Origin of the sequence: Streptomyces bottropensis ATCC 25435, from assembly GCF_000383595.1 — a bacterium.
GTDB classification, from domain to species: domain Bacteria; phylum Actinomycetota; class Actinomycetes; order Streptomycetales; family Streptomycetaceae; genus Streptomyces; species Streptomyces bottropensis.
This window is the reverse complement of sequence record NZ_KB911581.1, coordinates 228,830-253,524: the sequence shown is the minus strand read 5'-3', so window position 1 is coordinate 253,524 and position 24,695 is coordinate 228,830. Positions and strand designations below refer to the sequence as shown.

26 protein-coding genes and 1 pseudogene are annotated in these 24,695 nt (G+C 71.4%); 14 read left to right on the top strand and 13 right to left on the bottom strand.

The features are described 5' to 3' along the window. Positions 1–98: 98 nt before the first annotated feature. Entirely contained in the window at positions 99–683 is a 585-nt protein-coding gene (locus STRBO_RS0101095; protein ID WP_005483353.1) for a tellurite resistance TerB family protein, read from the top strand. Between the two features lie 80 nt (positions 684–763). Here STRBO_RS0101095 and dacB read toward each other — a convergent pair whose 3' ends face one another. Beyond that, positions 764–2,113 (bottom strand): D-alanyl-D-alanine carboxypeptidase/D-alanyl-D-alanine endopeptidase, encoded by a 1,350-nt coding sequence (gene dacB / locus STRBO_RS0101090; RefSeq protein ID WP_005483351.1) that lies wholly within the window; start codon positions 2,111–2,113, stop codon positions 764–766. Between the two features lie 251 nt (positions 2,114–2,364). On the opposite strand from dacB, the gene STRBO_RS0101085 reads away from it, so the two are divergent. Together STRBO_RS0101085 and STRBO_RS0101080 are read left to right on the top strand one after the other, a co-directional pair. Continuing rightward, positions 2,365–2,778 carry a VOC family protein gene (locus STRBO_RS0101085; protein ID WP_005483349.1) on the top strand — a complete coding sequence of 138 codons (414 nt, stop codon included), beginning with the start codon at positions 2,365–2,367 and terminating at the stop codon, positions 2,776–2,778. Between the two features lie 90 nt (positions 2,779–2,868). Further along, on the top strand, positions 2,869–3,756 hold the full coding sequence (locus tag STRBO_RS0101080) for an alpha/beta fold hydrolase (protein ID WP_005483347.1): 888 nt from the start codon (positions 2,869–2,871) through the stop codon (positions 3,754–3,756). Positions 3,757–3,802: 46 nt separating this feature from the next. On the opposite strand, the gene STRBO_RS0101075 is transcribed toward STRBO_RS0101080, so the two are convergent. After that, entirely contained in the window at positions 3,803–5,368 is a 1,566-nt protein-coding gene (locus tag STRBO_RS0101075) for a carbohydrate-binding protein (protein WP_005483345.1), read from the bottom strand. Positions 5,369–5,707: 339 nt separating this feature from the next. Next, entirely contained in the window at positions 5,708–5,968 is a 261-nt protein-coding gene (locus tag STRBO_RS0101070) for a hypothetical protein (RefSeq protein WP_020113629.1), read from the bottom strand. A 470-nt stretch (positions 5,969–6,438) separates the two neighbouring features. Here STRBO_RS0101070 and STRBO_RS0101065 point away from each other — a divergent pair. Continuing rightward, positions 6,439–6,639, top strand: a pseudogene (locus tag STRBO_RS0101065) (hypothetical protein); the annotation flags it as partial. Positions 6,640–6,814: 175 nt separating this feature from the next. After that, positions 6,815–9,058 carry an RNA polymerase recycling motor ATPase HelR gene (gene helR, locus STRBO_RS0101060; RefSeq protein WP_005483340.1) on the top strand — a complete coding sequence of 748 codons (2,244 nt, stop codon included), beginning with the start codon at positions 6,815–6,817 and terminating at the stop codon, positions 9,056–9,058. A gap of 102 nt (positions 9,059–9,160) precedes the next feature. Here the strand turns inward: helR and STRBO_RS0101055 are convergent, their stop codons facing one another. The 3 genes from STRBO_RS0101055 to STRBO_RS0101045 form a co-directional block, all read right to left on the bottom strand. Next, positions 9,161–9,382: a hypothetical protein gene (locus STRBO_RS0101055; RefSeq protein WP_005483336.1), complete on the bottom strand. Its 222-nt coding sequence runs from the start codon at positions 9,380–9,382 to the stop codon at positions 9,161–9,163. 115 nt (positions 9,383–9,497) lie between these two features. Then, positions 9,498–9,989 carry a hypothetical protein gene (locus STRBO_RS0101050; protein ID WP_020113628.1) on the bottom strand — a complete coding sequence of 164 codons (492 nt, stop codon included), beginning with the start codon at positions 9,987–9,989 and terminating at the stop codon, positions 9,498–9,500. 34 nt (positions 9,990–10,023) lie between these two features. Beyond that, on the bottom strand, positions 10,024–10,899 hold the full coding sequence (locus tag STRBO_RS0101045) for a bile acid:sodium symporter family protein (protein ID WP_005483332.1): 876 nt from the start codon (positions 10,897–10,899) through the stop codon (positions 10,024–10,026). Between the two features lie 224 nt (positions 10,900–11,123). On the opposite strand from STRBO_RS0101045, the gene STRBO_RS0101040 reads away from it, so the two are divergent. Together STRBO_RS0101040 and STRBO_RS0101035 are read left to right on the top strand one after the other, a co-directional pair. Next, positions 11,124–11,387, top strand: coding sequence for a hypothetical protein (locus STRBO_RS0101040; protein WP_005483329.1), 264 nt, complete (start codon positions 11,124–11,126; stop codon positions 11,385–11,387). Further along, positions 11,384–11,800, top strand: a complete 417-nt coding sequence (locus STRBO_RS0101035; RefSeq protein ID WP_005483328.1) for a type II toxin-antitoxin system VapC family toxin — start codon at positions 11,384–11,386, stop codon at positions 11,798–11,800. Before STRBO_RS0101040 ends, STRBO_RS0101035 begins: the two co-directional genes overlap by 4 nt. Positions 11,801–11,931: 131 nt before the next feature. Here STRBO_RS0101035 and STRBO_RS0101030 read toward each other — a convergent pair whose 3' ends face one another. After that, the gene (locus tag STRBO_RS0101030) at positions 11,932–12,471 is read right to left on the bottom strand and encodes a DUF4232 domain-containing protein (protein WP_005483327.1); all 540 of its coding nucleotides are present in this window, start codon (positions 12,469–12,471) and stop codon (positions 11,932–11,934) included. Between the two features lie 598 nt (positions 12,472–13,069). Beyond that, the gene (locus STRBO_RS0101025; RefSeq protein ID WP_005483325.1) at positions 13,070–15,133 is read right to left on the bottom strand and encodes an RICIN domain-containing protein; all 2,064 of its coding nucleotides are present in this window, start codon (positions 15,131–15,133) and stop codon (positions 13,070–13,072) included. Between the two features lie 400 nt (positions 15,134–15,533). Here STRBO_RS0101025 and STRBO_RS0101020 point away from each other — a divergent pair, with 400 nt between their 5' ends. Continuing rightward, complete coding sequence (locus STRBO_RS0101020) at positions 15,534–16,553, top strand: LacI family DNA-binding transcriptional regulator (protein ID WP_005483323.1); 1,020 nt, start codon at positions 15,534–15,536, stop codon at positions 16,551–16,553. Positions 16,554–16,559: 6 nt separating this feature from the next. On the opposite strand, the gene STRBO_RS0101015 is transcribed toward STRBO_RS0101020, so the two are convergent. After that, entirely contained in the window at positions 16,560–16,874 is a 315-nt protein-coding gene (locus tag STRBO_RS0101015; protein WP_237547726.1) for a hypothetical protein, read from the bottom strand. 183 nt (positions 16,875–17,057) lie between these two features. Here STRBO_RS0101015 and STRBO_RS0101010 point away from each other — a divergent pair, with 183 nt between their 5' ends. From STRBO_RS0101010 to STRBO_RS0100995, 4 genes are all read left to right on the top strand, one after another. Continuing rightward, positions 17,058–18,260 carry a sensor histidine kinase gene (locus STRBO_RS0101010; RefSeq protein WP_037626890.1) on the top strand — a complete coding sequence of 401 codons (1,203 nt, stop codon included), beginning with the start codon at positions 17,058–17,060 and terminating at the stop codon, positions 18,258–18,260. Next, positions 18,257–19,012 carry a response regulator transcription factor gene (locus STRBO_RS0101005; protein ID WP_005483320.1) on the top strand — a complete coding sequence of 252 codons (756 nt, stop codon included), beginning with the start codon at positions 18,257–18,259 and terminating at the stop codon, positions 19,010–19,012. Before STRBO_RS0101010 ends, STRBO_RS0101005 begins: the two co-directional genes overlap by 4 nt. A gap of 128 nt (positions 19,013–19,140) precedes the next feature. Then, the gene (locus STRBO_RS0101000) at positions 19,141–20,331 is read left to right on the top strand and encodes a serine hydrolase domain-containing protein (RefSeq protein ID WP_020113625.1); all 1,191 of its coding nucleotides are present in this window, start codon (positions 19,141–19,143) and stop codon (positions 20,329–20,331) included. Positions 20,332–20,535: 204 nt separating this feature from the next. Next, complete coding sequence (locus STRBO_RS0100995) at positions 20,536–21,555, top strand: Rieske 2Fe-2S domain-containing protein (protein ID WP_020113624.1); 1,020 nt, start codon at positions 20,536–20,538, stop codon at positions 21,553–21,555. A 67-nt stretch (positions 21,556–21,622) separates the two neighbouring features. Here the strand turns inward: STRBO_RS0100995 and STRBO_RS0100990 are convergent, their stop codons facing one another. Both STRBO_RS0100990 and STRBO_RS0100985 read right to left on the bottom strand, forming a co-directional pair. Then, on the bottom strand, positions 21,623–22,006 hold the full coding sequence (locus tag STRBO_RS0100990; RefSeq protein WP_005483317.1) for a hypothetical protein: 384 nt from the start codon (positions 22,004–22,006) through the stop codon (positions 21,623–21,625). Further along, positions 22,006–22,362, bottom strand: coding sequence for a hypothetical protein (locus tag STRBO_RS0100985; RefSeq protein WP_005483315.1), 357 nt, complete (start codon positions 22,360–22,362; stop codon positions 22,006–22,008). Before STRBO_RS0100985 ends, STRBO_RS0100990 begins: the two co-directional genes overlap by 1 nt. A 171-nt stretch (positions 22,363–22,533) precedes the next feature. Between STRBO_RS0100985 and STRBO_RS0100980 the strand changes: the two genes are divergently transcribed. Together STRBO_RS0100980 and STRBO_RS0100975 are read left to right on the top strand one after the other, a co-directional pair. Then, positions 22,534–22,827 (top strand): GntR family transcriptional regulator, encoded by a 294-nt coding sequence (locus tag STRBO_RS0100980; protein WP_020113623.1) that lies wholly within the window; start codon positions 22,534–22,536, stop codon positions 22,825–22,827. Between the two features lie 94 nt (positions 22,828–22,921). Next, complete coding sequence (locus STRBO_RS0100975; protein ID WP_005483311.1) at positions 22,922–23,272, top strand: hypothetical protein; 351 nt, start codon at positions 22,922–22,924, stop codon at positions 23,270–23,272. 18 nt (positions 23,273–23,290) lie between these two features. Here the strand turns inward: STRBO_RS0100975 and STRBO_RS0100970 are convergent, their stop codons facing one another. Further along, positions 23,291–23,764, bottom strand: coding sequence for a carboxymuconolactone decarboxylase family protein (locus tag STRBO_RS0100970; protein ID WP_005483308.1), 474 nt, complete (start codon positions 23,762–23,764; stop codon positions 23,291–23,293). A 267-nt stretch (positions 23,765–24,031) separates the two neighbouring features. Continuing rightward, positions 24,032–24,538 carry a hypothetical protein gene (locus tag STRBO_RS0100965; RefSeq protein WP_005483307.1) on the bottom strand — a complete coding sequence of 169 codons (507 nt, stop codon included), beginning with the start codon at positions 24,536–24,538 and terminating at the stop codon, positions 24,032–24,034. Between the last annotated feature and the right edge of the window lie 157 nt (positions 24,539–24,695).

Genomic DNA, 24,695 nt, shown 5'->3' with positions numbered 1-24,695 from the left:
TCGAAGGGGGTGGCGGCCGTTCACCGGGTGACGTGCGGAACGCACGCGGACGACCGGAACGACCGGCACGACACGGGCTGAAGCCGAGGTGGCAACGCATGGCGATGTGGGATCGGATCAAGGACCAGGCCAAGGGTCTGCAGCAGGCACAGGGAGCGCGCGGCGGCACCGCACACGGGCGGCCCGGCGCGGGGCCCCTGGGCTCCACCGGGTCCTCCGGCTCCGGGCGGTCCGGCGGCGGCTCGAAGGCCCAGCTGGTGAGCGCGCTCAAGTCCCAGCTCACCTCTCTCAAGACGGAGTTGAAGAGCGGGGCCTACCGGGACGCCAGCATGGCCATGTGCGCCCTGGTCGCCGCCGCCGACGGAAACGTGGACGAGCACGAGCGGGCGCACGTGGAGTCACTCATCCTGAACAACGACGTCCTGCAGAACTTCCCGGCCGACCAGCTGCGCCAGCGCTTCCACAAGCACGTCGACCTGCTGTCCCGGAACTTCCAGCAGGGCAAGGCCGAGGCCATGCAGGAGATCGCCAAGGCCGCGAAGAAGCCGACGGAGGCACGGGCGGTCGTCCAGACCGGGTTCGTGGTGGCGGGCGTGGACGGGTACATCGCCCAGTCCGAGGAGCAGGTCCTGCGCGAGGCGTGCGCGGCCCTCAACCTGTCGCCGCAGGAGTTCGGCCTCTGACGGGCGCCGACGTGCCCCACGGACGCCGGCCGTCCCCACACCCGGCGTCCGTGGAGTTCTGAGGGGCGGGCCCTACAGCCTTACGCCCAGCAGCCGTTGACCGTGGCCGCGAGCCCGTCCAGGGCGTCCTTGATGTCGGACGGCCCGGCGGTGGAGTCGTTCTCGATGAAGGAGAAGACCTTCCACTCGCCGTCCTGGGCCTTGGTCAGACCGCTCAGGGCGACGGCGCCGGTGAGCGTGCCGGTCTTGGCCTTGACCTGACCGACGGCGCACTGGGAGTCGGCGGTGTCGAAGCGGCCGAACTCCGGGCCCAGCGTGGCGCCCGCCTCGCCCGAGACGGGCAGCCCGTCGATGATGTACTTCAGCGTCTGCGCGTGCCGGGGGTCGGCGGCCAGGTCGACGATGTCGGCGATGGTCCGCGCCGGGATGCGGGTCGCGCGGGACAGCCCGCTGCCGTCGTACATCTCGAAGTTCGCGAGTGAGATGCCGTAGCGGGTGAGGACGTCGCGGACGACGGCCGTGCCGTCCGTGAAGGTGGCGGAGCGGCCGGCGCCGAGCGCGGTGAGCCTCAGCAGCGACTCGGCGATGTCGTTGTCGCTGACCTTGAGCATCTGCTTGACGACCGAGGACAGCTTGCCGGAGGTGTGCGTCGCGACCGGCACGTCACCCGTGCCGACGACCCCGCGCGTGACCCCGCCGTCTACGGTCACGCCCCGCGCGGCGAGCTGTTTGGCGAAGACGTCGCCCGCGTCGAGGGAGGTGTCCTCGACGTTGTGGGAGTCGACGACCAGCGCGCGTACGGGGGCGACGGAGTCGGGGTAGTAGCCGGTGTTCCAGCCGTTGGCCAGGGTCGGCTCGGGGAAGAGGCTGTCGTCGATGCGGACCTTCACCGAGGTGAGGCCGGCGTTCTCCAGCCCGGCGACGGCGGTCTTGGCGAGCGCGTCGAGGTCGGCGGTCGTCAGCGTGCGGTCGCCGCCGCCGACGAGGGTGAGGGTGCCGTCCCCGTACACCACCTTCGTGGTGAACCGGTGGTCCGGACCGAGCACCGTCAGCGCGGCGGTGGCGGTCGCGAGTTTCGTGTTCGACGCGGCCATCAGCGCGGTGTCCGCGTTGTGGCCCCACACCAGCCGGTCGGACCCGGCGTCGATGACGACACCGCTGAGCTTGCTGCCGAGACGCGTGTCCTGGCTGCGCGTGTTCAGGTTGTCCGCGATCTTCTGCTCCGCGGCGTCGAGTTCGGCGGCGCCGGGCTTCGCGGTCGTCTTGTCGGCGGCGAAGGCCGAGGTGCCGGCCAGGATCGTTCCGGCGACCGGCGCGACCACGGCGAGCACGGCCGCCCGTCGCAGCGCCGGGTTCGGCGCCTTGGCCTTGCGGTGCCGGCCGCTCGCGCGAAGGACGGTGGACGGAGAGGGGGAGGGGGAGCTGGACATGGGGGGCCTCGGGGTGGGGGAGGTTCGAGAGGTTCGAGAAGCTGCGTCGGCATCGCGCGAGCGCGAATCTTGAAAAGGAAAGTAACAGCCGGGACTCCCGCTACCCATGGGTACTTTGTGAAGACTTGACGCGTCGACAGGCGTTTGTGACAGAGGCCACGGCATGCCGTTGTCAGTGGCCGGGGCTAGTCTCCGGACAACTGACCGTTTGCTCCTTTTCAGGAGTTTCCGAGTCCCTTCAGGAGGTTCTCGTGGTCTCGCGACTCAACCCCTACCTCAGCTTCGACGGCGACGCCCGGCAGGCGCTGGAGTTCTACCAGGAGGTCTTCGGCGGCAATCTGACGCTGAACACCTTCGGCGACTTCGGGCAGCCCGGCACCCCGGTCTCCGACAAGATCATGCACGGCATGCTGGAGACACCGAGCGGCTTCACCCTCATGGGCGCCGACACCCCGCCCGGCATGGAGTACACCCCCGGGTCCAACTTCTCCGTCAGCCTCAGCGGTGACGACGACACAGAACTGCGTGGCTACTGGGAGAAGCTCTCCGCCGGCGGCAGCGTCTCCGTCCCCCTCGACAAGCAGATGTGGGGCGACGTCTTCGGCATGTGCACGGACCGCTTCGGCGTGCCGTGGATGGTGAACATCGGCGAGCCCCAGGGCTGAGCACCGGCGTCACAGTGCCGCGCGGGGCGCCCCCTCGTTGAAGTCCACAGCACCACCCCCTTAGTGGACCGACGAACGAGGAGACCGGGCGTGCCAAGGGCCGAGGCGAACGGCGTCGAACTCTTCTACGAGGTGGCCGGGTCCGGCGACCCGCTGGTCCTGGTGCACGGCTCCTGGGGCGATCACCACCACTGGCTCCCCGTCCTCCCCGCCCTCGCCGGGCGTTTCCGCGTCCTCGTGTACGACCGCCGCGGCCACAGCCGCAGCGAACGTCCACCGGGACAAGGCGCCCGGCGCGAGGACGAGGAGGACCTGGCCGCCCTGATGGAGACCCTGGGCCTCGCCCCGGCGTACGTCGCCGGCAACTCCTTCGGCGCCTCGACCGCCCTCGGTCTGGCCGCGCGCCGCCCCGACCTCTTCCGGGGAATCGTGGCGCACGACCCCCCGCTCACGGGCATCGTCCCCGACGACCCCCGCGTACGGCCGCTCATGAGGGCCGTGGGCGAGCGGTTCGCCTCCGTCCTCACCCACCTCCGCGCACACGAACCCCTGGCGGCGGCACGGCGGTTCACCGACGAGATCGCTATCGGCCCCGGCACCTGGGACCGGCTGCCGCCCCCGGTCCGGCAGACGTTCCTGGCCAACGCCCCCACGTTCCTCGACGAGCACGGCGACCCGCACTGGGCGGACCTCGACCTCGCCGGTCTCTCCGGCTACACCGGTCCGGTGCTCCTGACCCGGGGCACGGACAGTCCGCCGTGGTTCGCCCCGATCACCGGGCGGCTCATGGAGGCCCTCCCCCAGGCGGACACGTTCACGTTCGAGGGCGCGGGTCACATCCCGCACGTGACCCATCCGGAGGCGTACGCGCGGGCGGTGACGGCCTTCGTGGACGGGGCGGGTCCGGATCCGGGTGCGGAGGCGGGGGCGGGTGCGGGTTTCGGCGCCGGTCGGGCAAGGGAGAGCCCCCGTCCGTGAGGGCGGGCCGTCACGGACGGGGGCGGGGGCAAAGGCGGGGCGGGGGCTATCCGAAGGTGACGTTCAGCTTGCCGTCGCCGCCGAAGGACCAGTGCAGGCCGCCGGAGTAGGAGGAACAGCGGGAGCCGTTCGTCCCGGACCAGAACTGGTTGGAGCTGTCGGAGCTGCCGATGATCCGGTCGTTCGTACCGCTGCCGCTGCGGCACGACGTGTTGTCGCGGAACACCGACGTGCCGCCGTCGAAGCTGAAGTTCCGCTCCGTGTTGTCGATGCTCACGTTCCCGGAGACCGCCATCGAGCCCGGGTTGCTGTTCCACGTGAAACCGTGCTTGCCGTTGTCGTAGGCGATGCTGCGCCGGACGACGTGGTTCACGGCGATGTCGTCGCCGCCGAGCTTGTAGCCGTTGCGGTCGCCGTTGCCGGCCTGCGAGCCGTCGGTGAGCGTGCCGTTCTCGTAGGAGAGCGAGTCCTCGATGGTCACCGGGCCGATGGGGCCGGTGTCCGTCTTGGTGTAGAGGTCCCAGCCGTCGTCGATGTTGTTGTGGGCCACGGCGTAGCGGAAGACGTTGCCCGTGCCGGTGGTGAGTTTCGCCGCGAACCCGTCGGCGTCCTCGCCGTCGGAGTCGGCGTTGTCGTGCGACTCGGCGCTCAGGATCAGGTTGTCCGAGGGCCAGTCGGCGGCGGGGGTGGTGGAGGCCATCCGGCCCAACTGCAGCCCCGTGTCCCGGTTGAACCGCGTCACGGTCCGCTCGATGATGTTGTCGCTGCCGCCGACGTAGATGCCGTTGTCCCCGGCGCGCTCGACGATCAGCCCGGAGACGTGCCAGTACGAGGCGTTGAGCTGGAGCCCCCGGTTCGACGAACTCTCGCTCTGGGCGGAGAAGTTGAGGACCGGCTTCTCACCCGGGTAGGCCGAGAGCCTGGTGCGGGCGGCGGCGGTCCCGGAGCTGCCGGCCGGGATGGTGACGGTCGCGGCCTGGGCGTACGTGCCGCCGCGCAGGTAGATGGTGCCGCCCGCGGTGATCCGGCTGATCGCCGAGGTCAGGGTGGTGGGGGCGGAGATCGTGCCGGCCGCGGAGTCCGTCCCGCTCGGCGCGGCGTACAGCGTGGAGCCGGTCGTCGGCGGGGGCGTGGTGCCGCCGTCGGGCACGGTGGCGTCGAGGTAGTCGATGTTGGGCAGGCCGGTGGCGGCGGTGGGGTTGACGCGGATGACGTTGCTGCCCGACGTCACCGGCACGGTCAGCGTCTTGGTGGTCCACGCCGTCCAGGTGCCGGTGCTCTCGAAGGACGTGGTCGCGGCGGTGGTGCCGTTCACCGTGACGCTCGCGGCACGGGCCCCGGTGGTGCCGTTGGCGAACCGTACGGACAGGGTCGCCGTGCCCGATGCGGGTGCGGTCACGGTGAACTGCGCGTAGGCGCCGGCGGCGTTGGTGCCGTTGCAGAATCCGCTGCCCGAGTAGCCGGCCCAGTCGGAGTCGATCGTGCCGGTGCAGACCGCCGGCGACACCTCGGCCTCGTACCGCGCGCTCGCGGCCTGCGCCGCCGTACCGGACGCCGCCACCAGCAGACCTGCCACCAGAGCCGCGCTCGCCGTCGCCGTGACGGGTCTCATATGCGTCGTATGCATCGTTGATCTCCTGGACGGGTTGGCCGATGAGAGTCAGAAAGCGCTTTCTCCCCATGAGTGTCTGAGGATGCTCTGAACACGTCAATAGACTGGTACGTGAGTTGCGTTCACATGGATGAATTCTCGGGAGGTGGTGGAGTGCCGCCGTGGAGGGGCGGGCTGTCGCTGTTCAGCGGTGTCGCGGGGAATGCGAGCGAGGCCGGCGCGAGGGCATCGGGGGCCTGTGGGATCGCCGGTTCACCGGCTTCCCATCCGAGGTTGTGAACGAGCGGTGCCGGGCTTGGTGGGTGTCAGCTCGGGGGTCTCGGCTCGGGAGGTCTCGGCTCAGTGGGTCCGGGGGGCGGGGTGCACCTGGCCCAGGGTGGCGAGATCCAGCACGGGGATGTACGCCTCCGGTCGCAGCGTGAACGTGGTGACGCGCGCCGGGGGGTGGGTGACGAACAGTCCGGCCCACACGCCGCTGCGCGTGGGCCCCGAGCCGGTCAGGTGGAAGTCGCCTCGGGCGACAGCGAAGAACACCGGGGCCTCGCTGGATCTGGTGCCCGGGTACAGCAGGGCATGAGCGGCGTCGCGTGTGGTCGCCACGACCCTGATGTCGCGGGGGCTGGGCTCATGGCATCGCGTCGATGACCATCTGCGGATTTCCGCGACGACTTCGCGAAGGACGGGGGCGGGAATGGCGTCCGGCATGCCTTGCGTGCTCCCTTGGCCTCGCCGTAGTGAGTCCACCCACCGGAGCCCGCTGTCCCGGGCTCGCCAGGCGCGGGCTCGCATGGCGGGTTCGCCGCACCGGGCTCGCCACGCCTGATTCGCCGCCCCGGGTTCGCCGTCGCGCGTCTGGGGTCGAGCGTCTGGCGTCCCGCGCCATGGCGTTCGGGCAAAAGCAAAGGCAAGGACGTCACGCTCTCCTTGCCACTCTCAACGTATAGCGCACCGGGGGGCTTGCGGCAAGGCCCCCGTCGTGGCGCAGAATCTCCGGCCTGAGCCAGTTTCGAGGGGAACCGGGGGCCGTTGTATGCGGGTGCTGTTGGCGAACCACGACTCGCGTGGCGGGCTTCGCGGGCCGGGTCGCCGCGCTCGGCATCGGCGCGGCGCACGACGGCCCGGCCCCGACCTTCGCGTCCCTGTCGGCGGCGCTGGAGGTGGCCCTGGCACCCGGGACGCGCGTACGGGCGGCCGACGTCGCCGGCACGGTCCGTACGGACGGGGCGGCGGTGGCGGCGAAGCTGCTCCTCGACACGGCCGTGCGCGGCTGAGCCACCCACCTGCCGAGCGACACCTGCCGAGCGACACCCGCCACGTGCCCCGCACCACCGACCGTGCAGGCTTGTCCCACACACCCCAGGAGGACCGGTAACACCGCAGGCAGGACACCCAGCAGCACCCATGGTCGTAGACAACCCCCCATTCGGAGCGTTCGGAGCGATTGACATGAACCCCCCGACCACCGGCCCCAGCGCGTTCGACCTCCCCGACCGCCTCTCCGCCAAGGCCGACCCGGCGCTGATCGCCGCCGACGAGCGGTACTTCGCCGCGCTCGCCGACTGTCTCGCCCGGTCGATCGCCGAGGTGTCCGCCCAGCTCGACGCCGCACGCAGGGCTCCCGGCGGGATGGGCCGGCACGCGATGGACCGGGACACGGAGGTCCACCGCCTGACCGCCCGCCTGCGCACCCTGCGCCGCTTCGGCCTGGACCTGTGCCTGGGCCACATGGTGAGCCCGGACGACCCCGACCCCGTCCACATCGGCCGCCTCGGCCTCACGGACAGCACGACCGGCCGCCGTCTGCTGATCGACTGGCGCTCCCCGGCCGCCGAGCCGTTCTTCGGCGCGACCCACGCCAACTCGATGGGCCTGACGAGCCGCCGCCGCTACCGCTGGACGAACGGCCGGATCAGCGACTACTGGGACGAGGTGTTCTCCCGCGACGAACTGGACGGACGCACCGGCCACCACGCCGCCGCCCTCGACGACCAGTCCGCCTTCATCGCCAGCCTCGGCACCAACCGGTCGGAGCGCATGCGGGACGTCCTCGGCACCATCCAGGCCGACCAGGACGCCATCATCCGCGCGAGTTCCCGGGGCGCGCTGGTCGTGGACGGCGGCCCCGGCACCGGCAAGACCGTCGTCGCCCTGCACCGCTCGGCGTACCTCCTCCACTCCGACCCCCGGCTCGGCCACCGCCGGGGCGGCGTCCTCTTCGTGGGCCCGCACCGCCCGTACCTCTCCTACGTCGCCGACGTGCTCCCGAGCCTCGGCGAGGAGGGCGTGCAGACGTGCATCCTGCGCGACCTGGTCACGGAGGGGGCGGCGGCCGGTACGGAGGGCGACCCGGAGGTGGCGCGCCTGAAGTCGTCGGCGGCTCTGGTGGGCTCGATCGAGAAAGCCGTCCGCTTCTACGAGGAACCCCCCGCCAAGGGCATGACGGTCACCACCCCCTGGTCCGACATCTGGCTGAGTCCCGAGGACTGGGCGGCCGCCTTCGACGCGGCGGAACCCGGCACCCCGCACAACGAGGCCCGGCACCAGGTCTGGGAGGAGCTCCTGACCATCCTGACGGACAAGCACGACGCCGAGGCCGACCCCGATCCCGATCCGGAGACCGCCGCCGCCCCCACCCCCGCGCTCCTGCGCAGGTCCCTCCTCCAGAACCGCGACCTGGTCACGAGCTTCAACCGTGCCTGGCCCCTGCTGGAGGCGGCGGACCTGGTCGGGGACCTGTGGTCGGTGCCGGCGTACCTGCGGATGTGCGCGCCCTGGCTCAGCCGCGAGGAGGTTCAGCGCCTCCAGCGCGAGGAGCCCCAGGCCTGGACGACGTCCGACCTTCCCCTCCTGGACGCGGCCCGTCAGCGCCTCGGCGACCCCGAGACGGCCCGCCGCAAGCGCCGGCACGCGGCGACCCTCGCCGCGCAGCGCGAGCGCATGAGCCAGGTCGTCGACAACCTGGTCCAGGCCGTGGCCAACTCCGGCGCCGACGGGGACGAGGGCATCGGCCTGGTGAACATGCTCCAGGGCGAGGACGCGCAGGTGAGCCTGGTGGACGACTCCGAGCTGGCCGTCGCCGACCCCGACCTGCTCGCGGGTCCGTTCGCCCATGTCGTCGTGGACGAGGCGCAGGAGCTGACGGACGCGGAGTGGCAGATGCTGTTGCGGCGCTGCCCGTCCCGGAGCTTCACGATCGTCGGCGACCGCGCCCAGGCCCGGCACGGCTTCACGGAGTCCTGGCAGGAACGCCTGAAGGGCGTGGGCCTCGACCGCGTCACCCTGGCGTCCCTGACGATCAACTACCGGACGCCGGAGGAGATCATGACGGAGGCGGAGCCGGTGATCCGGGCGGTGCTCCCGGACGCGAACGTCCCGACGTCGATCCGCAGCGGGGGCGTACCGGTCGTCCACGGCCCGGTCTCGGACCTGGACGAGACCCTGGAGACGTGGCTGGCCGCCCACGCGGACGGCATCGCCTGCGTCATCGCGGCGCCGGGGTCGCCGCCCCGTTCGGCCCCTACGTCGCCCCGGGTCCGCACCCTGACCCCCGAGCTGTCGAAGGGCCTCGAATTCGACCTCGTGGTCCTCATCGATCCGGAGGACTTCGGCGAGGGCATCGAGGGGGCGGTGGACCACTACGTCGCGATGACGCGTGCTACGCAGCGATTGGTCGTCCTGACGTCGCGATGAGACGGGCGAAGCAGCGGTCGGGCGTCCTGACGTCGCGATGACACGGGCGAAGCAGCGGTCGGGCGTCCTGACGTCGTCCTGACGTCGTTGCGATACGACGTCTCAGGCCACCGCCCTGGCCTCGGCCAGCCGGTGGAACGCCCGGGTGGTGCCGGGGTGCACCATCTCGTCCAGCAGATGCCGCCAGTCGGGGTCGGCGACGGGGGCGGGGTGCGCCCGGTCCCACGCGACGAGGAACGGGCCGAACCCGCTCTCGTCCCGTGCCTCGGGGGCCTGCGTCTCCGTCCCGGTGGCGCTCGTCTTCGAAGGCCGTGTCGGCTTCATGGGGGGTCTCCCTCCTTCTGGGAACCGTGCGCTCGCGGAACCCGCCTCACTCCACGGTCCCGCACCCGAGTGCCCAGGACCATGCGGCCCTCACCGAACCGGGGGTACGGCGGCCTCAGCCCCGCCGGGCGGCCCCGTCCGGCCACACCACGTCCACGGGGACGCCGGCCGCACGCGCGTCGAGGACGGCGTCGGCGGTGCCGCCGCCGTTGCCGGTGGGCGGTGCGCCGTTCCACACGGCGACGAGACGGTCGGCGCGCGCGACGAGTACGGCGTTGGCGGCCTCGTACGCCTGCCGTCCGGCCGTCTCGTAGGGCAGCGCGACGACCTCCTCGGCGGCTTCGACCAACCGGTCGTAGGACGCCCCGTGCTCGGCCTCGACCGTGTTCCGGCGGTAGTCCCGCGACGGCGTGACGACGACCAGCCGCCCCCCGAGCGCGAGCACGGCCTCGGCGAACAGGGTGTCGGCCCCCTTGGCGACACACGACACCCCGACGAGCCCCCCGTCGGCGGCGTAGGGCCTGAGCAGCGCGTCCAGGGCCGCCCGCACGAGGGGGACGGTGTTCTCGGTCAGATCCAGATGCCCGGTCACCGCGATGGTCGTCACGGCCGTCCCTCCCTCTCCGTACGCGCTCACGGGCTCAGCTCGCCGTCGAGGGATTCTCTGAGCGGTTCCGGGTGATGGCGTAGCCGAAAGCCGTCGCCAACACATACATGAGAACCGAGTAAACAGCGCTGGGAACCGCCACCTCGGTGCTGTCGAGAATGCTCAGGGCGATGGTGAGGGCCACCGTGGTGTTGTGGATGCCCACCTCCATGGCGCTGGCGACAGCCTGGGGCTCGTTCAGGCGAAGGGCCTTGGCGCCGCCGTAGCCGATACCGAGGCTCGCCAGACAGAAGAGGCCGGTGACCAGGCCGACTTGGCGAAGGTAATCCGCGAGGTTCTCCCGCTCTCCCAACAGCGCCCCCAGGGACACCGCGACCAGGATGACGATGGAGAACACGCGGACCGGGCGGTCCGCGCGGGCGGCGAAGTCCGCGGAGCGCTTCCGGACGAGCATCCCGAGACCGACCGGGACGAGCACGATGGCGATCACTTGCAGCACCTTGCCGAACTGCAGTCCCAGGTCGCCCGCGGCATCGAAGTAGTTGATGGCCAGGTTGGTGATGAGGGGAATGGTGACGGCGGCCAGCACGGAATTGATGGCGGTGAGGGTGATGTTGAACGCCACATCGCCGCGGAACAGGTGGCTGAAGAGGTTGGCGGTGGTGCCGCCCGGGGAGGCGGCCAGCAGCATCACGCCCACGGCGAGCAGCGGGTCCACGTCGAAGAGTTCGACCAGCCCGAAGGCGAGCAGCGGCAACACCGCTATCTGCACGGTCAGGGCGAATACGACCGCCTTCGGCGAACGGGCCACCCGCTTGAAGTCGCCCGTGGTGAGCGAGAGCCCGAGGCCGAACATGATGACGGCGAGCGCGACGGGCAAACCGGTCGTGATCAGCGCTGAATCGTTCATGCCCCCGCTTCCTGGATGACGGCATGACAGCAGCGGAGATGGCGAGACTGCCGCACGGCCCGTAGGTCGCCACAGTGAAGCAGTTGCTGAGTCTCTGTCACAAGGTTCGTGCTGGTCAGCATGGTCTGCGCTTCGATGGACCGGTGCTCTGCGCGGCGTATATGGCGTGACATGTGGGGCTTCGACGCAGGATCAGGAGGAGGATCGGAGGTAGGATAAGTAGCATGAGTGACCCTACCGGCAAGTACTCGATCACCATGCCGCGCGACATCGCCGAGGCGGCCAAAGCCCGCAGCGGCCCCTCCGGCCTGTCCGCCTATGTGGCCGCCGCCGTCGCACGCCAGATCGAGCGGGACAATCTCAACGAGCTCATCCAGGTCGCCGAGGCCGAACACGGGCCCGTCACCGACGAAGAGGTCCAGGCCCTGCGCGACCGGCTCCACGAGGCCCGACGACAGCAGGCGCACGGCGGTGCGAGCGCCGTATGACCCGCTCCTCGGCCGCCACCCCCGGCGGCACCCTGGTCCTGGACAGCGAAGGGCTGGCCAAAGCCGTCCTCCGCGACCGCACCGTCACCGGCTGGCTCGCTCTCGCCCGTGCCGACGATCTGCGGGTGATCACTTCCGCGGCCACCCTGGTGGAAGTGGTCCACCCCCGGATCAACCGCCCGGCCCTCGAATGGACCCTCTCCCGTCTCGTCATCGCACCGGTCACCGAGCCCATCGCCCGCCACGCCGCCGAACTCCTCGCCGACGCGGGCCTGCACGGCCACAAGTACGCCATCGACGCCATGCTCGGCGCCACCGCCCTCGCAGCCCCCGGCCCTACGACGGTTCTCACCTCGGACCCCGAGGACCTGACCGCCCTGTGCGGCTCCCGCATCACTGTCATCAAGGTCTGAGGGAAGAAACCGGGCGTACCACCTCTCGGACGTGGCCACCGCTCCGCCCAGGGGCCTCGACTCGTACCGCGAGTCCGGCGGTGGCCGCCGCCGATACCGCCTGAGGAGGGCTCAGACGCAGGCCAGGATGGTCACAGCCCGATCGGGTTGAGGAAGGTGCCCGGGTGGGTGGCGCCGTCCTGCTTGAGGATCTGGCCGCCGAACGGCCACTTCAGGGTGAAGGACTTCGTCTCGTTCGGCGGGGTCACCACGAACTTCGCCGGAACGAACTTCTCCGCCTTCGGAGTGGAAGCGGCCACCGGAAGCAGCGTGATGCTGAAATCCACCGTGTCGCCCGGCGCCAGGGTCTGCTTCGAGGGCGTCCTGGAGGAGCGCACCAGCGACCAGGTGCCGTCGGTCGTCTGCGCTCCGACCATGTCGACGCCGGCGAAGCCGGACAGGGTGCAGGTGCGCTCGCTCTGGTTGGTGAACCAGATGTACGCCTGCGTCTGCTTCTCGGTCTGCCCCATCTCCGGCGCCGCGTCGCCCCCGGTGGCGAAGCCGGCCTTCAGGTCGGCCGTGTGGCAGCGGGTGGGCGCGGCCTTGGCGGCGGCCGCCGCGGGGACGGCGGTCGCGGCAGTGCCGGCGACGACGACGGCGGCAAGGGCGACGACGGTCAGCTTGCTCTTCATGAAGTTACGGGTTCCCCTCGCGTACGAATCGGCGCGCCAGGTCGGTGCGCGCCTACGCCCTTGGAGAGGGAGATTGCCCGGCGGAGGTTCGGTGCGCCGGAGATCCTTTTTCGGAAACGTGCACTCCGGCGGACGACCGTCCACATGCGCGCATGGCCACGGCCGGGAGTCCGGTCATCCGTGGCTTCTTCCTGGGTGGCCCGGCCCGGACGCGGAACCTGCACGGACTGCGAGCCGGCGGCTCCGGCCGGGCCGGACTGCCGTCAGTCGGTTCAGATCTCGCCCGGGTCTCGCCCGGGGCGTCGCACGTCGTGGGGCGTGCGCAGAAGTCTCCATCTCCGGCGCGGGCGACTCGTCGGACCGGCCCCAGCAGGGCCTTCGACCGGCTCTAAGACGGCGCGTCTCCCCAGTCGGACCACAGAACGAGCGTCTGGCCCACCATGCCCCTCAGCTGCCGCCGGGTAGCAAGCCGAGGAAGCCCCAGGGGATCCCCCTGGGGCTTCCTCGTCGGCCCTGCGGCCTCAGTCGCTCAGCCGCGCTGCCGCGCTGCCGGGGGCGATGGCCGCCCCTCGCACGGTCGGCGTCGCGACCCCTTCGACTACTTCGCAGCCGCCGGAGTGACGTCCGTCAGCTTCCAGCGCTGGTTCGAGCCCGAGTTGGGGAACCACAGGCCCACGCCCGCGCCATCGTTGGTGGACTGGCCGCCCACATCGGTGAGTTGGCCGGTGGCCGCGTTGATCAGGGTCCAGGTGGAGTCGCCGGTGGTGGAGAGGATCCACTGGGTGGCCTTGTCGCGGGTGCCCGTGTCGGGCTCGGCGACCAGGGAGCCGCCCCGGACCGCCAGGCGCTTGTGGGAGGCCGCCTCGGTCAGGACGTAGCGGGTGCGGTTGTCCGTCGGGCCGGTGCCGACGCGGTCCAGGGTCCATCGCTGGCCGGCGGTGGCGGTCGTGTTGGGGTTCTTGATGACCAGGCTCTTGCCGTCGGCGGCGACGGCGAGGTTCTTGCTGCTCTGGACACCGGTCAGGGTGTAGGTGTGGTCGTCCTGCAGCTCGGCGGCGGAGGCGGCGACGCCCGAGACGCTGCTGATCAGGAACGACGTCACCGACTGGGCCGGAACCGTGATGGTGGCCTTCTTGTCCCTGACGTCCACGGCCTTCTGGCGGACCAGCTTGCCGGAGGCGTCCGTCACCACCGGGGTGACCCGGGCGTGCTTGCCGACGTCGCCGAAGCGGGAGAGGTCGAGCGTCACCGCGCGCGGTGCCGTCGTGCTGTTGACGTGGACGACCGTCGCCTTCTTGCCCTTCTTCGCGACCGCCGCCGTGCTCGACGTGTCGTCGGTCTTGATGAGGCGGTCGCCCGGCTTGATGTAGTGCGTGAAGTTACGGGCCGTGTCGAACTTGGTGTTCGTGTAGATGGGGCACGACTTCAGCGTGTCCGTCGACTTGCAGGAGAACGACATCTGGATGGAGCCCCAGTTGCCGCCCTTGGCGGACTCGCCGCCCGGCTTCATGTTGTCGTAGTCCTCGACCGGCTGCCAGAAGACCCAGGCCTGGGGCTCCAGTTCGCGCAGGTCGTTGACCATCTGCTGGGCGAGGCCCAGGCCGGGGCGCATGTCGGTGAAGCTCTGGCCGTCGCCCCAGTCGCCCTCGACCTCGCTCATCCACAGCGGCTTGTCGGCCGCCTTGGCGAGGTCACGGACCATGGTGCGCTGGCCGGTGCCGTAGGTGTGGACGTTCATCTGGCCGACGAGGTCGCGGACGTCCTGCGGGTAGGAGTTCCAGTTCGTGGCGAAGATGCTCGGGTTGGTCTCGTCCATCGCGGAGATCTCCGCGTCCGTACGGGACTTGTCCAGGACCGGGGCCAGCGCCTTGAGGACCTTCTGCTGCAGCTCCGGGCCGATGTGGGCGCCCTCCTGGCGGCCGCCGGTGGGCTGGCCGTCCGCGCCGAGCTTGGTGCCCCAGTAGGGGGTGTTGGGCTCGTTGAAGGGGTCGAGGGTGTCGACCTTGATGTGGTGCGCCTTCTCCAGGCGCTCGGTGGCGCCGACCAGGTACTTGGCGAAGTCGTCGACCGAACTCGCCTTCAGCTGGTCCTTGGAGGAGTCGAAGCCGCCGGAGACGTAGCCGCTCTCCGTCATGAACCACGGCGGGGAGTTGCTGAAGGTCTCCCAGCGGTCGATGTCGTTCTTGATGCGGTCGACCCACCAGCGCTGGGTGGCGTCGGCGTCCTTGTTCCAGTCGTTCTTGTCGTCGGCGCTCCACCAGTCGACGTCCGTGCGGGTGGTGCCCGCCGGGGCCTTCCACCAGCCCTCGACCGCGCCGCCGGCCCGCAGGTAGTCCTTGACGTCGGGGGCGTTGCCGCCGCCGATGTTGTAGCGGGCGATGTTGAGGTCGAGGCCGTCCTTGCCGAAGAGGAGGTCGGCCAGCTTCTCGCGGACCTCCGGGGGGTAGTCGCCGGTGGCGTTGGCGAACCACACCAGGCTGGTGCCCCAGCCCTCGAAGCCGGCCGCCTTGTAGGAGGGGTCGGGGCGGACCGTCACCGAGGCGACGGCGGCCGTGTCGGCGTGCGCCAGCGGCAGCGAGGTCGTGGCCATGGCCGTTCCGGTGGCCAGGGCCGTGACGCCGATGGCCCCCAAGAGCCGTCTCGTACGGGTGCGGTGTGCCATTCGAGTACTCCAACTCTTCCGTGGTTCGCGTCCCGGCGAGACACGGAGAAAGGGGCCGGCGTTCGGCGTGGTGCGGTTCGGGCGACGCGTGGTGGTGCGGTTCGGGCGACGCGTGGTGCGGTTCGGGCTGGTACGGGTTCAGACTGGTACGGAGCGGTTCGATGCGCTCTCGTAGGGTTTGTCGCGATGCATGTTTACGTAAACATCCACTGAGGCGGATGTCTACACTGTCCGAATCGCGGCGGTCAAGGATTCGTAAGAGATCAACACGTCGTTCCGGAAGTGCCGGAAGTGGCACAACGGCCGGACCAGCAGGAAGAGTCGGGGGAATCAGGTGGACGCGACCGACGGTCGTAGCACGACGAGGAGACGCTCCGCCCGGCCCCGGCAGGGTCCCTCCATGGGTGACGTCGCGCGGCTCGCCGGTGTCTCCTCCCAGACCGTCTCCCGGGTGTCCAACGGGTTCGCCGGGGTCAACGAGGACACCCGGCGGCAGGTGCTCACCGCGATGCGGGAGCTGGGGTACCGGCCCAACAGCGCCGCGCGGGCACTGCGGCGCGGGGAGTTCCGGACGCTCGGCGTGATCACCTTCTCCCTCTCCACCCTGGGGAACATCCGCACCCTCGACGCGATCGCCACGTCCGCCGCGCGGGAGGGGTACGCGGTCACACTGCTGCCCGTCGCCGTGCCGACGCAGGACGAGGTGAACGGGGCGTTCTCACGGCTCGGGGAGCTGGCCGTGGACGCCGTGATCGTCATCATGGAGGTGCATCTGCTGGACGCGGCGACCGTGTCGGTGCCGCCCGGGGTGCAGGTGGTGGTGGCGGACTCGGACGCCGGGGACCGGTACACCGTCGTCGACACCGACCAGGCGGGCGGCGCGCGGGACGCCGTACGGCATCTGCTGGAGCTGGGGCACGAAACGGTGTGGCATCTGGCCGGGCCCGAGGGCTCCTTCGCGGCACAGCGGAGGGCCAACGCCTGGCGCGCCACGCTCGACGAGGCGGGCGTCCGGGAGGTGCCGCCCCTCGTGCGCGGCGACTGGTCGGCGGAGTCGGGGTACCGGGCCGGGCTGCGGATCGCCGAACAGCCGGACTGCACGGCCGTGTTCGTCGCGAACGACCAGATGGCGCTGGGATTGCTGCGGGCCCTGAACGAGCGCGGGCGCCGGGTCCCCGAGGACGTCAGTGTCGTCGGCTTCGACGACATTCCCGAGGCCGCGTCCTTCCTGCCGCCCCTCACCACCGTCCACCAGGACTTCGCGGAGGTGGGGCGGCTGTGCGTGGCGGGCGTGCTGAGCAAGATGCGGGAGGGCACGGAGGCCGGCGCGGAGGTGGGGACGGAGCACGGGACCACGCTCGTGCCCACGCGGCTCGTACGGCGGCGGAGTACGGCATCGCCACCGACGCCCGTGCGCTGAGCGCGCTCAGCGCTCGCTCGTCGCCGACTCCTGTTCCTGCCGGTGCTGATGCTGCCGCCCGTGCCGCTGTTCCCGCTGGTTCCGTTCGTTCCAGAGGTGGGCCAGCTCGTCGAGCGCGCCGTGGAGGCGGTGTGCTTCCCAGAGCAGGTAGACGCCGGCTCCGGCGAACGGGAACCACGCGCCCCAGTGGAAGACGAGCGCCGGCATGGACAGCAGGCCGGCCAGGACGAAGAACTTGAGCAGGATCACCGTGTACGGCTGGTTCTGTTCGACCATGGCGCGTTCTCCCCGGCCCGGAATCCACACCAAGCGCGACCTCATGCGACCCTCCCTCGGGCTCGCCCTGGGACCCCCAGGGGCGCCCTCGGACTTCGTTGGTCATCATGCCGTCGCCGTTCGGTCCGGACCACGTACGGGCCGGTAAGAGCTCGCACAGGTTTCTTCACAAGCGGTGGGGTCGGTTCTTCTTCGCGCGGCGGGGAGGAGGGTGTGGGGTGGGCAGTCGTGAGTGGCATACGGGGTGGGCGCGGCGTGCGGGAGTGGTGGGAGCGGGGGCGGGTGCTCGCGGAGGGGTATCCGTGGGTGGTCGATGTCGGGGTCGCGCTGCTGGTGCAGGGGGCGGTGACGATGCCGTTCGTGGTGCCGCGGGCGGCCGGGCTGCCGCCGGCGACCTGGGCGGCGTACGGGCTGACGACGCTGACCGTGGTGCCGCTGGTGTGGCGGCGGCGGGCCCCGATCGCCGCGCTGCTGGCGATCATGGTGACCAGCCTGGTCTACCAGGTGGCGCTGGACGGGCCCGGGCAGCCGCTGCCGTACAACGGGCTGGTGATCGTCTACACCGTCGCCGTGCTCTCGCCGCCGTGGAAACGGCTGGTCACCGGGGTCCTCGTGCTGGTCGCGGTGCCGGTGGGGGTGGGGCTCAACAGCCGGTCGGCACGTGAACTGGCCTTCTCCGCCTTCGTGTTCGCGGCGGCCTACGTCTTCGGGCGGCTGACCGACGCCCGCCAGCGGGCGCACCGTGTCGAGGCCGAGCGGGCCGCGGCGCGCGAACGGGCCCGGATCGCCCGCGAGATGCACGACATCCTGTCCCACGCCGTGAGCCTGATGATCGTGCAGGCGGAGGCCGGGCCGGTGGCCGTGCGGACGGCGCCGGAGCGGGCCGAGGCCGCCTTCGACGCGATCTCCGAGGCCGGACGGGACGCCATGGTCCAGCTGCGGCGGATGCTGGGCGTGCTGCGGGAGGAGACCGGGGAGGGGGCGGAGGAGGGGCGCGCGCCCCGGGAGCCGCAGCCGGGGATCGGGGATCTCGCCGCGCTGCTGGACCGGGTGCGGAGCAGTGGGCTCGACGTCGTGCAGGAGGTGCAGGGGCGGGAGCGGCCGTTGCCGGGTGCCACCGGGGCGTCCGTGTTCCGGATCGTGCAGGAGGCGCTGACGAACACGGTCCGGCACGCGGACGCCCGTACGGTCTCCGTGCGGCTCGTCTACGGCGACGACGCCGTGCGCGTGGAGGTGACGGACGACGGTCGCGGGCCGCGCCCCGGGCACGGCGGCGGGCACGGGCTCGTCGGGGTACGGGAGCGGGCGGCCGTGCACGGCGGTACGGCGGAGACCGGGGCGGGGCCCGGCGGACGGGGGTTCGCAGTGCGCGTACGGATACCGGTGGCGCCCCTCGCGGGCACGAAGACCGGGGCGGGGGCGGGGCGTTGACGATCCGGGTGGTCGTGGCCGACGACCAGGAGCTGGTGCGCAGCGGCTTCGCGCTGATCCTCGACGTCCAGCCGGACATCGAGGTGGTGGCCGAGGTGGGCGACGGGGCTGCGGCGGTCGAGGCGGTGCGGCGGCACCGCGCCGACGTGGCACTGCTCGACGTCCGGATGCCCCGGACGGACGGGATCGAGGCCTGCCGGGCGATCAAGGAGAGCGGGGGCGCGGGCGGCGGGGACGGTGGCTGCCGGGTCGTGATGCTGACGACCTTCGACACCGACGAGTACGTGTACGAGGCGCTGCACGCGGGGGCGAGCGGGTTCCTGCTGAAGGACGTCCGGCGCGACGACCTCGTGCACGCCGTACGGGTCGTGGCGCGGGGGGACTCGCTGCTCGCGCCGTCCGTGGCGCGGCGGCTGGTGGAGCAGTACACACGGCCGGCCGCCGCCCGGGCCGCGCGGCCCGACCCCCGGCTCGACGTGCTGACCGGGCGGGAGCGCGAGACGCTGTTGCTGCTGGCGCGGGGGCTGTCGAACGCCGAGATCGCAGCCGAGCTGGTCGTCAGCGACCACACGGTCAAGACGCATGTCGGCAACGTGCTCGCCAAGCTCGGGCTGCGGGACCGCATCCAGGCGGTGATCTGCGCCTACGAGACGGGCCTGATCGCGGCGGGGGACGCGCGCGCCCCGGTCGCGGGTCCCCCGCCCGGGGGAGTCCTCCGGCCCGGTTCCTCCCCCACGTCGGCGAGGAAGTGACCGGACGCGGCCCCCGAAGACCCCCGGCGCGGGCGATCCGCGCCGGGGCCGCCGGTCAGCAGGATGGAGCCGTCGAGAGCGACCCGCCGCAGGGTCGCGAACACCGGCTCACATCAACGGAGTTGACCATGAAGCGCGCCACGCGTTCGCTGCTCGCCGCCGTCTTCGTCCTCGGGGTGGTGACGGGCCCGGCGGCCCTGCCGGCCACCGCCTCCTCGTCGGGCGGCGCCGGGGCCGTGACCGTGCCGTCGCGGACGGACCCGGTGACGGCCGCCGCCCTGAAGGCCGCCGTCGCCGGACTGCCCGCCGCCGACGCCACCGCCGCGCTCGTACGCGTCGGGGGCACCGACGGGGTGTGGCGGGGCAGTTCGGGGGTGCACGACCTGACGACCGGCCGCGCTGCCGATCCGCACGCCCGCTTCCGGGTGGGGTCCGTGACCAAGGTGTTCACGGCGGCCGTGGTGCTGCAGCTGGCCGCCGAGGGGAAGGTCGACCTCGACCGGAGCGTCCGCGCGTATCTGCCGGAGCTGATTCCGGCGTCGTACGGCGGGGTCACGGTCCGGCAGTTGCTCGATCACACGCACGGCATCCCGGCGGCCGACTTCCCGGGGACGACGGTCGAGGAGTGGTACGCGAACCGTTTCCGCGTCCACGACCCGGAGGCGATGGTGCGGTCGGCCACGGCGAAGGAGCGGGAGTTCGCGCCGGGTGAGCGGCAGCACTACCTCAACATCGGCTACACGATCGCCGGGCTGCTGGTGGAGCGGGTGACCGGGGACTCCTACGAGCGGCAGGTCACCCGGCGGGTGCTGAGGCCGCTGGGGCTGCGCGACACCTACCTCCCGGGCGCCGACCCGCGGATCGTCGGCCCGCACAACCACGGGTACCAGCGGATGACGCTGGACGACGGGACGACCGGGTTGCGGGACGTGAGCGTGTGGGGGGTGACGGACACCTGGGCGGCCGGCGACATCGTCTCGACCACGGCGGATCTGGAGCGCTTCACCCAGGCGCTGTTCGGGGGGCGGATCGTGCCGCGCGGGCCGCTGCTGGAGGAGATGTTCACGGTGCCGAAGGTGACCGCCTTCCCGGGCGGCAAGCCGGCCGAGTACGCCGTCGGGCTGGCCAGGAAGGTGCTCGGCGGGCGTGAGGTGTGGGGCAAGACGGGCGGCCGCTGGGGCTACAACGCGGCCATCGCCTCCACCCGCGACGGCTCCCGCACGCTCGTCCACAGTGTCAACTCCACGGACGCCAAGGGTCGGGACGTGAGCAGGGTTGCCCTCGCTGTGATGGTCGCGGCGTACGGGCCGCCGTCGTAGTCGTAGTCGTAGTCGTAGTCGTAGTCGTAGCGGAGCGTGCGGGCCGTGTGCGTCAACGCCAACTTCCCTTTGGGTGGCGCGAGTTCGGGGTCGTGGTTCATGGTCGCCGTTAGCATCGATCTCATGCGATTTTGGCGGAGTCATGACAGCCGGGCCCTTGATCCGACCACGCTGCCCCGTGATCCACGCGCCGACGAGTATCCGATGCCGAGCGTGCCGCACGGGTGGTACGCCGTGCTGCGCAGCGGGGAGCTGCGGACGGGGAAGGTCGTCAGCCTGCACTACTTCGGGCGGGCGCTGATCGCGTTCCGGGGGGCGGACGGGCGGGCGGCCGTGCGGGACGCGCACTGTCCGCACTACGGCGCGCACCTGGGCGTCGGCGGGAAGGTCGTGGACGGGGCGGTGGAGTGCCCGTTCCACGGCTGGCGGTTCGGGACGGACGGGCGGTGCGTGGAGGCGCCGTTCGCCGCGCGGACGCCCAAGGTGTCGATCGGCGGGTTTCCGGTACGGGAGCACAGCGGGCTCGTGTTCGTGTACGCCGGGCCGGGCGAGCCGACATGGGAGGTGCCGGAGATCGGGGAGACGGGGTCACGGGACTTCGCCTCGCCGATCGACGACGTCTGCCGGGCGCGGATCCATGTCCAGGAGATGCGCGAGAACATCGTCGACGAGTCCCATTTCCACTTCATCCACGGGCAGAGCGAGCCGCCGGTCCAGGAGTGGCGTGAGGACGGGCCGTTCGCGGAGGCGCGGGGGACCATCAACAGGCGGGTGTTCGGCTGGAACATCGACAACACGTTCGATGCGTACATGTACGGGCCGGGGGTGATGGTCGTGCGGGCCCACGGGCCGGTGCTGTCGGTGACGGCCGTCGCGCTCAGCACGCCCGTCGACGACCGCACGAGCGAGCTGCGGATGCTGTACTACCTCCGCAAGCCGGCCCGGCTCCCCTTCCTCACCCCCCTGTTCAAGCTCGTCTTCCGGGCCGAGGCGCTGGGTGAGGTGCGGGAGGAGGTCCGGATCTGGGACCACAAGATCCACCAGGCCCGGCCGGTGCTGCTGCCGCACGAGAAGGGGATCAGGGCGCTGCGGCGGTGGTACGCGCAGTTCTATCCGGGGCGGGGGGAGGGGGCGGCTCCGAACGACGCATCGCCGTGCCGGCCACGTGAGTGCGCCCCCTCGAACAGCACCGCTGCCGCCGGCGCCAGGAGCGCAGGGGGGTAGGGAAGGCCGGCAGAGCAGCGGCCATGTCTCACCCGCCCCCACCGGATCAATCTCCGACGGGGGCGGCTTACTCACTTCCGAAGACGCCGGGCAGCGCGGTCACTTCGGCCGCTTCCGCGCCTTCGTCGTCCTCGAAGTCCGGCGTGGGCAGGCGCAGCCCCCGGGACTCGGCGACGCGCAGGGCATCGGTAAGGCACTCGGCGAGACGGATGCCGGCGTAGCGGACCTCGGTGTACGGCGAGGTGGGGTCGTCCAGCACCACGCGGGCGAGGCCGAGTACGTCGGTGCCGGTGGCGAGCTGGGTGGCCTCCAGGTCGTCGGCGAGGCGGGAGAGGTAGCCGCCGTGGTGGTCCGTCACCACGTAGGAGGGTTTGCCCTCCGGGGACGGCCAGGGCAGGAGTCGGGGCGCGGACGCGCGGCCGGGTACGGGTGTGCCGTCGAGGTGTTCCATCAGACCGCCACCTTCTGTACGCCGACCAGGTGCTGGTCGAGGTCGACCCCGAAGTCCGCGGCCAGGACGAGCGCGAGACGGCGGCGCTGCCGGAGGGCGGCCTCTTCTTCATGGGCGGCGAGGTAGGGGCGGACGAGAGGAGAGGCCGCGCCGTCGATGGGGGCGTGGACGCCGTACGGGGAGCGGTGACGGGGGAGGCCGGAGGACGCGGGCGCCGGTGCGGGGGTGGAGAGGTGGCGTACGGCGGTGACGTGCAGGCAGAGGTAGGGGCGGTGGCGGGGGAGGCGCCGTTTGCCAGGGCCGGGGGCGAAGAGGAGGCGCAGCCATTGGAGGGCGCGGGGGATAAGGTCGGTCATGTCGACGCTCCTTGTAAGCGTGGGCCGTGCCCCGGGAGGTCTAGCCACCTCGCCGGGGTCCTTCGTGACCACTTTGCCTTAGGACGCGATAGGTAGCAACCGGAAGCATGGGGTTGCATGCGGACGTTCCCTCATGTGGTGCGCTGCTACCAGTCGCCTTAGCGTGCAGCTATGGCTAACGATCGCGAGTGGAGCCCCGACCCGACGAGCCACATCTACGTGTATCTCCAGGTGGTGCACCACATCGCCGAGCAGATCCGCACGGGCCGCTTGCCCGTGGGAGCACGCCTTGCCGCTGAGCGCGATCTCGCCGAGCAGTACGGCGTCGCCGTCAACACGATTCGGCGAGCCGTCCGCGAACTCCGCGATCAAGGACTAGTCATCACGGTCCCCATCAAGGGCACGTTCGTACAGGCCGAGCAGCCGGTCGGCGAAGCGTCCGAAGAGAGCGAACCGAACGCCTGAAAAGGCCGTGCGCAGGCATGTTGAGGGGGCGGACCCGAAGCGGGTCCGCCCCAGGTCGCGTACTCAGGGGGAGTTGGCCCTAGGCTCCCCCCCCGTGGAGCAATCCGAGATCATGCGGCGAGTCGTGGGCATCCTCACCGAGGCGATCGAGATGCGGCGGCAGGTCCGCGAGCATCCCGGGGACGAGGTGGCGTTGACGGGGGCGGTCTCCGCGTTGCTCACGGAGACCCTGCCCGTGATCAGGCTGCCCGCCGACGCGAGCGCCCAGGAGGCCACGGCCATCATCACGGATGCCCTGGGCCCGGCGATCGTGGGCCTCGTCAACTGTTTCTCCTACGCCTTCGTCCACCTCGCCGAGGTGCACGACGAGGGACGGGCCGACATGACGACCGCCGACGTCCTGCGCGCCCTCTCGCTGCAGTTCGCCCAGCGGGACGGGACCTGACGCGACCGCGCCCCCAGGTCAGCCGAACATGCCGACCTGGTAGTCGCCCGCCGGCTGCCGCACCATGACGTTCAGCCGGTTGAAGGTGTTGATGAGGGCGATGAGCGCCACCAGGGCGATGAGCTGGTCCTCGTCGAAGTGCTTGGCCGCGTTCTCCCAGACCTCGTCGGGGACGCCGCCGGCCGCGTCGGCGATGCGGGTGCCCTGCTCGGCCAGCTCCAGCGCGGCACGCTCGGCCTCGGTGAAGACCTTGGCCTCCCGCCAGGTGGCGACCAGGTGCAGCCGCTGGGCGGTCTCCCCGGCGTGCTCGGCCTCCTTGGTGTGCATGTCGAGGCAGTACCCGCAGCCGTTGATCTGGCTGGCGCGGATCCTCACCAGTTCCTGGGTGGTGACCGGCAGCCCCGTGTCGTCGACGGCCTTGCTCGCCGCGACGAGGTGCTTGACGAGCTTGCCGGCGACAGGGCTGGCGAGCAGGTTCAGACGTGCTTCCATGGCGGGCTCCTTGTGTCGTCGTCAGTGGTGACAACACAAGGACGGGCCGGGGCGGGCCGGATGTGACAGGCCCGCGTGTGACCCCCGTCACGCCGCCTTCGCGTCGGCCGGTGCCGGCCGCGCCCCGGCTACGGGCTGGGCGTACCGCCCCAGGGGCGGCAGGAGGAGTCCGGGCGCGTTCCGTCCGGCCGCACGGGAAAGGGCCGGGCCCGCTCCGAGGAGCTGGGCCCGGCCCTGTGCCTGTCCGGCGGGCGGTGCGGCGGATGGTCAGTAGAGGGCGATCCTCGGGTGGACCGTGCCCTCGGCCGCCGGGTCGGTGACGGTGACGCGGTAGACCTCGGTGAGGGTGGCGCCGGCCGGCAGGGTGCGCCGCGCGGTGGTCAGGTCGGTGAAGAGGGTGCCGGTCTGGCTGCCGAGGGCGACAGCCTTCCAGCAGCCTCCGGCGGTGCGGCGTTCGACCTCGACGTCCGCCGGGTCGAGGAACGGGCCGGCGTCCGGGGACTCCAGCAGGAGCTGCGGGGCCACGGTCCGGTCCGCGGCCGAGTCGTTGCGGTAGGTGAGGGTGACCTCGTGGCTCGCGCCGTCCGCGGTGAGCGGGACTGCGGCGAGCTCGACGAAGTCGGCGGGCAGGGCGGACGCCCGCGGGGCCGTGGACACGGTGGCCGGGGCGGCGTGCGGTGCGGCGGCCGCGGCGGGGCCCGCCAGGGCGAGACCGGCGGCGGCCACGGCCACGGCGAGGAGGGCGAACCTGAGACGGCTGTTCTTGATCGACACGTGCGCGGATCCTTCGTGCTGGTGGGGGGTCCGGCCGGGCCTCGCGCGGGAGACCGTCGGCCGGGGAGGGCCCCAGGTTACGAAGTGGTGATCGGGGACGGTAACTACCGTCGGGTAGTGGAAAGATGGCGTGGAAACTCGGCCACAACGGCACCGC